The organism is Ruminococcus sp. 5_1_39BFAA, from assembly GCF_964240875.1.
Lineage (GTDB): Bacteria > Bacillota > Clostridia > Lachnospirales > Lachnospiraceae > Blautia_A.
The window spans coordinates 1-1,914 of sequence record NZ_CAXSVO010000069.1; the positions used below are offsets into that span (position 1 = coordinate 1).

General features: G+C 47.7%; 2 protein-coding genes. Both read left to right on the forward strand.

The genetic code is table 11. The annotated features are described in order from the left end of the window. Positions 1-348 precede the first annotated feature (348 nt). Entirely contained in the window at positions 349-846 is a 498-nt protein-coding gene (locus ACESZH_RS23570; protein WP_373219519.1) for a DUF6431 domain-containing protein, read from the forward strand. A gap of 135 nt (positions 847-981) precedes the next feature. After that, positions 982-1,914: DDE-type integrase/transposase/recombinase (locus ACESZH_RS23575; RefSeq protein WP_373219521.1), on the forward strand; the 933-nt coding region annotated here is incomplete at its 3' end.

The window sequence follows — 1,914 nt, forward strand, 5'->3', positions numbered from 1 at the left end:
TGTCGCCCCGCAAAATAAAGTTCCTGTCTCTTGCACAAAAACAGCGAATTATTATATCAGTTCCATAATGATGTCTCTTTGTGCGTGCCTGTAATTACAGCGCGCTTTTTTTCTTGTATCTTTTTTCTGTTTCCGTTATAGTTACCTTGTAACCATAAAAAAAGAGAAAGAACATCCCCTACCAAAGTTCGTTCTTTCTCTCACACAAGCCTGCACAGGCCTTGTCCGGGATCTATCTCCCACTTAATATGGCCTTTGTACAGTACCATCCTTATGATAAGAAAAAATACCCTCTTTTGCAAGATAATTCGCATAAAAAAATCATCAAAAGTTTTGTTTGATTCCTACATGGATACATTCTGCCCAGAAAAGCAGACCTGTCCTGTCTGTGGCTCTTCTTTCAATTGCCAGATCCATGCCTATTATGGGCGCCGGATCATTGATTTTATCTGCGGGGTACCCGTCACTACAGAAGTTACTGTCCTCCGTCTGGCCTGCCAAAGCTGTGGACATACCCATGCGGTCCTCCCGGACATGATCATCCCTTATTCCAGCTATAGCCTTTTCTTTATCCTCCGCGTCCTGGCAGAAGCCTTCCTGCACATTTCTTCCCTGGAGCGCCTCTGTGAACGGTTCTGCATCACCCGAAACCAGTTTTATAAATGGAAGCAGCTCTTTCAGAAGCATAAGCGGGAATGGCTCGGCATCCTGGAGGACTCGGAAACCTCTGGGATGGATTTCTTGCTGATGCTTGCCGTCAAACCAGATTATTCCTCTTTTGCCATGGACTTTACGAAGCAGACTGCTTATTCCTTCCTACAGTCTCACCGTAATCCCGCTGGATAAGCTGTAAAATACGGCAACTCCCAGACCGTGCCGCCATTGCTTCCCCCTGTTTTTTCCCGGCCACACGCCATGGGGATGGCATCCTCCCTTCCTGTTTTCTACAATGGTAAAAAACACAAAGGAGGTTCTTTCTTAATGGAAAATCAAAAACAACAACTCTCTAATGCCGCAAAAATTGCGCAGTTCCGGCTCGCCCTGATCGCACCTGTGATCCACGGCCTTTTTCAGGATGCTTCCAAGAACGCTTATTACCGCCGCATCACGCAAGAACCATTGACCCTGCCAGATGGATCCGTTTACCAATACAGCCCCAAGACCATCAGCAAATGGGTCTCTCTCTACCAGACAGGCGGAATCGATGCCCTGATGCCAAAGGAACGCTCTGATAAAGGTGCTACCAGGGTCCTGCCGGATACCGCTATAGAAGAGATCTACCGTCTGAAAGAGGCTTTCCCCAGACTCAATGCAACACAGATCCACAAACAGCTTGTGGAGAATTCCTTCATTCCTGCTACCGTCAGCGTTTGCGCTGTCCAGCGCTTTATCCGCCACAACGACCTGAGATCCGCCCGCAATCCAGGCATGCGGGACCGCAAGGCTTTTGAAGAGGATTCCTTTGGAAAAATGTGGCAAGCGGATACTTGTTACCTGCCTCATATCACAGAAGATGGAAAACGCAGGAGAGTCTACTGCATTATGATCATTGACGACCATTCCCGTCTCCTGGTTGGCGGCGGCCTGTTCTATAACGACAATGCTTATAACTTCCAGAAAGTGTTCAAGCAGGCTGTGGCAACTTATGGGATTCCCTTGAAGCTTTATGTCGATAATGGGTGCAGCTATTCTAACGAACAGCTTTCCCTCATCTGCGGTTCCATTGGCACGGTACTCCTGCACACAAAAGTCCGTGACGGAGCCAGCAAGGCAAAGATCGAACGACAGTGGAGATCGCTGAAAGAACAATGGCTTTATACCCTTGACTTGGACTCCATTCATTCCCTTGAAGAATTCAACCGTCTCCTTTCAAGCTATATCCGCAGCCATAATACCTCTTACCATTCCGGGATC